Origin of the sequence: Acinetobacter sp. (assembly GCF_036659555.1) — a bacterium.
Classification (GTDB): Bacteria; Pseudomonadota; Gammaproteobacteria; order Pseudomonadales; family Moraxellaceae; genus Acinetobacter.
In genome coordinates, this window is the sequence record NZ_JAVXCI010000128.1 from 1 (window position 1) to 5876 (window position 5876).

The window sequence follows — 5876 nt, forward strand, 5'->3', positions numbered from 1 at the left end:
CGTATGGCCTGGTTTCGGTCAAAACATGCGTGTTCTTGAGTGGATCATTGACCGCTGTGAAGGTCGCGCTGCTGCGGTTGAAACGCCAATTGGCCTGGTTCCAACTTATGAACAGCTGAACTGGACAGGTTCTGACTTCACTAAAGCGCAGTTTGACCTTGTGACTGCGCAAGACAAAGATCAGTGGATCAAAGAGCTTGAAAGCCACACTGAATTGTTTGACAAGCTTGGCGAGCGCTTGCCGGCTGCGCTGAAAGCGCGTCAAAATGCGCTTTTGGAAGCTGTTAAAAAATCTGCTTAATTGCTCAATAAAATTGAAAGAAGGCCGCGCACGCGGCCTTTTTTCAGCCTGCTTGCTTTACTTAAACTTTATAAATCAACAAAAACCATAAAAGGGGAAATTCATGCTAGAAAAAATCACACTCGCAGCCTGCCTGCTTGGCTTGTCCAGCTTAGCGCTCGCCAAAACTGAGGCCGCTGATGCGGTTCAGCAGCCGGCGCTTCATGTCTGCGCCATCAAAGGCACGCCGGATGCCAGCCAGTTCCAGATCAAAAAGCGCATTAAAGTCGCCAAAGGCACCTACGGCAGCGTTACAGAGCTGTATCCGCGCTTTGCAGAGCGGGCGCATCAGGTCGGCGGCAATGTGGTCATCAACTACAATGCCAGCCAAAGATTCGGTTTCTGGCCTTGGCGCGTTGTGCGCCCGGTAATATGGGGCACTGCAGTAAAATGGAATACGCCTGTTGACTGCAAGGCGCTGGGCGGCGTCGAAATCTGAAAATAGAAAAGCCGCGGAAGCGGCTTTTTTAATGCCCTGTCCTGGCCCATTCGACCAAGTCTTTAGGGTAATACATGCTCTTTAATAGCAATCTGTCATCTAAATCAAACAAATAAACCAAAGCTGCTGCTTCAAAAGCCCAGCAGCCAGAATAATAGGTGTAATCCAGCATTTTATTGTGCCCATTATACCCAAAGTCCCCCTTCCTGCACTTATACCGATCTTTTATATAATGTTCTAAAACTTGAACTGCTTGAGCTTTATCATTATTTTCTTGCATTATTCTAATCACACTGCACAAATCCTGATAATAAGGATTGTACAATAATTCACGAGCTGGGTTTTTATAGCCATTTTGCGTCAAGTGAAAATATAAATTTAAAACCTCATATTTCCAATAGTCATCATCCAGCCGCCCCCCAGTGCAAGCAATGAAATCCGGGCTGATAAATCATTTTCCCCCAATAATACAGCCAGCCCCCAAAATGCCAGCCCTCTTTCTAAATTTATGCCTGAAGGCCGGGCGCTCTGATTCAAATTTGCCGTATGTGCAACTTCATACTCAAGACATTGAATAACCTGTTCAAACCTTTCAGACATTAAACTGATTGGCTGGCCAGCGGTAAAATCCAATATTAAAATTTTTAAATGACAGTCAGCGATTGAGTTCCAGCGATGAGCTTCCCCGCAATTATATTCATCATCTTCAACAAGCATACCGACATTGATTGCTATGCCTGCTATACAGTCTGCTTTCGATTTTAAATAATAATCTTCATTAATATATTTTTGCTTTTTAACCTAATTAAAATCAACCAACTATGCTACATCCTTCTGCAATCTGCGCTCATGCAATCCAACTAAATACTCATCCAAAACTTGAATTTCAGGATATGTAAATTGCAAATACAGCTTGGTCCGCCGTTTTAAGATGTCTTCACTGCTGACGGCCCACTCCCGCTCCACCAGATAATCCACTTCCTGCGCATACAGGCCATTGCCAAAATTAAACCCCAACTCATGTACAGAGGATGCCTGATTTAAAAAACTCCACAAGCGCGCGCCATAGGCATGCGCCCAGCGTTCAGCAAGCGCCTGCGGAACACCGCTGATTTTCTGCATGGCCTGCGCCGCCAAATCTTCCGCGGACGTCCAGTTTTCCGCACCGGGCAACAGTGATTTTTCTGTCCAAGGCTTGGCCATTTCAGGAAAAAATGCCTGCAGATGCGCCAGCGCCGCTTCCGCCAGCTTGCGGTAAGTGGTCAGCTTGCCGCCGAACACCGACAGCAGCGGCGCCTCGCCTGCAAGCTGCCGGCTCAGGACAAGGGTATAATCGCGCGTCACCGCCGCCGGATTATCCGACTCATCATCGCACAGCGGACGCACCCCGGAAAAAGTGCTGAGAATGTCAGCTGCCGTCAGCTGCCGCTTAAAATGATCATTGCAGACATCCAGCAAATACATCACTTCTTCCTGCGTAATCTCGGCCTGATCCGGATCGCCTAAATATTCCTTGTCGGTCGTGCCGATGAGGGTATAGCGGCCTAGATACGGAATCGCAAAAACAATGCGCTGATCATCATTCTGCATGATATAGGCCTTATCGCCCTCATAGAGCTTGGACACAATCAGGTGGCTGCCCTGAATCAGGCGGATGCCGTAAGGGGCTTTCAGCTGCAGCGCCTGCTGAATAAACTGCGCCACCCAAGGCCCGGCAGCATTGACCAGCGCCTTAGCCTGAATCTGATAGATGCCTTGGGCATTTTCCAGCTCAATCAGCCAAACGCCCGCCTGCCTTCTGGCCGAAAGGCAACGCGTCCGCGTCACAATCTGCGCGCCCTGCTCCCGCGCCTGCACAGCATTGAGCACAACCAGCCGCGCATCATCCACCGCGCAGTCCGAATATTCAAAGCCGCGGGTAATTTCATCTTTCAAGGGACTGTCTGCCGGCCGGAAAACCACATGATTTGACCCCGCCAGCTTTTCCCTTTTCCCCAAGTGGTCATAGAAAAACAGGCCGGTGCGGATCAGCCATGCCGGCCTTAAATGCGGCTGATGCGGCATGATAAAGCGCATCGGCCAAATAATGTGCGGCGCTTTCGTCAGCAGGACTTCCCTTTCAACTAAAGCTTCGCGCACCAGGCGGAATTCCTTGTGCTCCAAATAGCGCAGGCCGCCATGAATCAGCTTAGAACTGGCGGATGAGGTATGCGAGGCCAAATCATCTTTTTCGCATAAAAATACTGACAGCCCGCGCCCGGCAGCATCGGCAGCGATTCCAGCGCCGTTAATCCCGCCGCCAATGACAGCAATGTCATAAAGGATCTGATTATCATGCATATGCGCCTCCTCAAGCTGCCTATTTTTATTCTGCAGTGCCGGGCACTGCTGTTGTTCTAATCATGTTTCAAACATAGCAAAAACACGCCATCAGCGCTAATAAATCTTTGCGCCGCAGCGCCCAAAACGCTGCCGCTTCAGCTGCCTTAAAAACGCTTCTATTCCACAGCAAATGCATAACAGGCGTATTAAAAAGAGCACTTCCACTGCAATTTACCGGCTTCATCTGCATTTAAAGCAGTATTCAAGCTCAAAGCTGAGAAATAAAATAAAAGCGGATTTCCATCATCGCTGAGGGAACAGCGCCTCATTTCAATAAAGATGTGAAAGCGCAGCCTGAGCGCAGAGAATGAATGCATCCGTTGAGGCCGCTGAGCCTCTTAAAAAGGCTGGCCAGCCCGACTGGATGATGCTGGCTGAATTGAAAAAGCAGGCGAATTGAGCATCGAGAAATGCGCAGGCTTATGGCATACTGAAATGATAACAACATGGGCAGACCAATATGAAAATGGCATATAAGCTTTTAGCTTTGGGTATGGCGGCAATCACTTTAACTGCATGCCAAAGCGCGCCGCGCGCATATAACGGCCAATCCGGCTATCAAATTGAAAGCAAATCGGCAGATTCGGCAACCTTGGCTTATACGCTGGCGGGCCGCCAGAATCAGCAGCTGGATGAAAACAAGCTGCAGCGCGCCTGCCAAAAAGTGCTGGGCATCAACAAAACCTTTAAGCTGAGCATTCTGAGCGTTAATGAAATTGCCAACCCTGCCGTGCAGGACCCGCAATTTGGCCGCCAAATCGGCAATACCCGCGCAAGCTTTGGCCTGTCCAACACCCCGGATCTGCGCAACAGCGACAACTTAGCTGCGCAGCAGGCGCTGGACACGCGCCCTGCGACTTTACGCGTCGTGCGCTACACCTGCTCTTAATCCCGAGCAAACTGAAGCCTGAAACAAATAAGACGCTAGCTACAGCGTCTTATAAAAACTGACATTGCGGAATTCTTTGGCTTCATCCAGATCCGGCCACGTCGTTGCGCTGCGCTCATCCAGTTTCTGATAATGCGGATGGCTGAAATTCTTCACGCGGCTGTCCGCTACCCACACCTCTGGGGCGAATTTTAAAAATTCATCCAAGAAAAAGCGGTTGCACTGATCATACAGCACATCCGCCGCCAGCAGCACATCGACCTGCTCTGCTTTATACAGATCATCCAAATAGTCCAGCTCCACGCCATTCAGCGCGGCATTTTCGCGGCAGGCAGCTAGGCTGACCTGATCGATATCGCAGCAAATCACCCGCTTAGCGCCGGCCATCTTGGCGGCGATCGCTACTACGCCGGAGCCTGCGCCAAAGTCCAGCACCACTTTATCTTTTACATGATGCGGTTCCGCCAGCAGCCACTGCGCCATGGCAAGGCCGGATGCCCAGCAGAAGATCCAGTACGGCGTATCGTTCCAAATCCGGCGGATGACTTCATCATCCAGACGGTCTGCTGGAAATACCGGCGGAATCAGCCACAGTGAAATCGGCGTTTCAGGCAATTGCTGCGCCAGCAGCTCACTGCCCGGAATAACATCATGCAGGGCTTGCAGCAAATGTTCATGGGCTTGGGGAAATTGGAACGTGCGGCTCATACCTACCATTTTTATTCTAGTGAGAATTCACAACTCAAATTAATTTCGCGTCAGACGGCATGGATGCCGCTGTTTCACTGCGTTACATGGACGTAACGTCAGTGAAACAAAGGCTTTTGCCTACTTTTGGCCTTTCAAAAGTAGGGCCAACCGCAGGTTTATTCAATAAGTTAAACTGAACCGGCAAGACTCCGCAGAGGAGCGCCCTGGACACCCACTTATCAAATTATTAGTTTTAGGACATTAACCTAAAGCTTTTTCAGCAGCTTCAACCGTTTGGCGGATCAGCGTTGTGATGGTCATCGGCCCTACACCGCCCGGAACAGGCGTATACGCAGATGCTACTTCTTCAATGCCCGCCAATTGAATATCACCTACGCCGCCGCCGTCACGCGGATGAAAACCCGCATCTACCACAACAGCGCCTTGCTTGATCCAGTCTTTCTGGATTAACTCCGCCTTGCCAACTGCACCAACAATAATATCCGCCTGCTTGACAAAGTCCGCAAGGTTTTGCGTGCGTGAATGGCAAATGGTCACAGTTGCATTAGCCTGCAGCAGCATCATCGCCATTGGCTTGCCCAAAATTGCAGAGCGGCCAACTACAACCGCGTGCTTGCCGGCAATCTCAATATTATTTTCCTGCAGGATCGTCATAATGCCTGCAGGCGTTGCAGAACCGTACGCCGCTTCGCCCATTGCCATGCGGCCAAAGCCGAGGCAAGTCACGCCATCTACATCTTTGGCAAGCGAGATGGCATCAAAGCAGGCGCGCTCATCAATCTGCGCAGGCACGGGGTGCTGCAGCAGAATGCCGTGAACATCCGGGTTGGCATTAAGCTTTTCAATTTCAGCCAGCAGCTGCTCAGTTGTAGTTTCCGCTGAAAGCTCTACTTTTAAAGAATCCATGCCGACGCGGCGGCAGGCATTGCCTTTCATGCGCACATACGTCGCAGATGCGCCATCATCACCAACTAAAATCGTCGCTAAAATTGGGGTACGACCTGTTTTCGCTTTTAACGCTTCTACGCGGGTTAACAAGTCAGTTTCAATTTGTTTCGCTAATGCACGACCATCTAAAACTAATGCCACGGCACATCTCCAAAGTAGATATGAAT

General features: G+C 50.1%; 8 protein-coding genes. 3 read left to right on the forward strand and 5 right to left on the reverse strand.

All coding sequences use genetic code 11. The annotated features are described in order from the left end of the window. Together RSA72_RS13480 and RSA72_RS13485 are read left to right on the forward strand one after the other, a co-directional pair. A partial coding sequence (locus tag RSA72_RS13480; protein WP_332633339.1) for a phosphoenolpyruvate carboxykinase domain-containing protein occupies positions 1-301 on the forward strand: 301 nt, incomplete at its 5' end. 103 nt (positions 302-404) lie between these two features. Beyond that, positions 405-779, forward strand: a complete 375-nt coding sequence (locus tag RSA72_RS13485) for a hypothetical protein (protein WP_332623758.1) — start codon at positions 405-407, stop codon at positions 777-779. A gap of 28 nt (positions 780-807) precedes the next feature. On the opposite strand, the gene RSA72_RS13490 is transcribed toward RSA72_RS13485, so the two are convergent. The 3 genes from RSA72_RS13490 to glpD form a co-directional block, all read right to left on the reverse strand. After that, positions 808-1143, reverse strand: a complete 336-nt coding sequence (locus tag RSA72_RS13490) for a PoNe immunity protein domain-containing protein (protein WP_332623759.1) — start codon at positions 1141-1143, stop codon at positions 808-810. A gap of 14 nt (positions 1144-1157) precedes the next feature. Then, positions 1158-1496: a hypothetical protein gene (locus RSA72_RS13495; protein WP_332623761.1), complete on the reverse strand. Its 339-nt coding sequence runs from the start codon at positions 1494-1496 to the stop codon at positions 1158-1160. Between the two features lie 102 nt (positions 1497-1598). Then, positions 1599-3119, reverse strand: coding sequence for a glycerol-3-phosphate dehydrogenase (gene glpD, locus RSA72_RS13500; protein ID WP_332623762.1), 1521 nt, complete (start codon positions 3117-3119; stop codon positions 1599-1601). A 508-nt stretch (positions 3120-3627) separates the two neighbouring features. On the opposite strand from glpD, the gene RSA72_RS13505 reads away from it, so the two are divergent. Further along, the gene (locus RSA72_RS13505; protein ID WP_332623765.1) at positions 3628-4050 is read left to right on the forward strand and encodes a hypothetical protein; all 423 of its coding nucleotides are present in this window, start codon (positions 3628-3630) and stop codon (positions 4048-4050) included. 39 nt (positions 4051-4089) lie between these two features. Here the strand turns inward: RSA72_RS13505 and RSA72_RS13510 are convergent, their stop codons facing one another. Both RSA72_RS13510 and folD read right to left on the reverse strand, forming a co-directional pair. Then, positions 4090-4758, reverse strand: a complete 669-nt coding sequence (locus RSA72_RS13510; protein ID WP_332623763.1) for a class I SAM-dependent methyltransferase — start codon at positions 4756-4758, stop codon at positions 4090-4092. A gap of 243 nt (positions 4759-5001) precedes the next feature. Continuing rightward, positions 5002-5850 (reverse strand): bifunctional methylenetetrahydrofolate dehydrogenase/methenyltetrahydrofolate cyclohydrolase FolD, encoded by an 849-nt coding sequence (gene folD, locus RSA72_RS13515; RefSeq protein WP_332623764.1) that lies wholly within the window; start codon positions 5848-5850, stop codon positions 5002-5004. Positions 5851-5876: the final 26 nt, after the last annotated feature.

Excerpts from the sequence above, each read along its gene's own strand:
- RSA72_RS13485 (WP_332623758.1), top strand. The coding sequence starts at position 405 with ATGCTAGAAAAAATCACACTCGCAGCCTGCCTGCTTGGCTTGTCCAGC.
- RSA72_RS13495 (WP_332623761.1), bottom strand. The coding sequence starts at position 1,496 with ATGCTTGTTGAAGATGATGAATATAATTGCGGGGAAGCTCATCGCTGG.
- glpD (WP_332623762.1), bottom strand. The coding sequence starts at position 3,119 with ATGCATGATAATCAGATCCTTTATGACATTGCTGTCATTGGCGGCGGG.
- RSA72_RS13505 (WP_332623765.1), top strand. The coding sequence starts at position 3,628 with ATGGCATATAAGCTTTTAGCTTTGGGTATGGCGGCAATCACTTTAACT.
- RSA72_RS13510 (WP_332623763.1), bottom strand. The coding sequence starts at position 4,758 with ATGAGCCGCACGTTCCAATTTCCCCAAGCCCATGAACATTTGCTGCAA.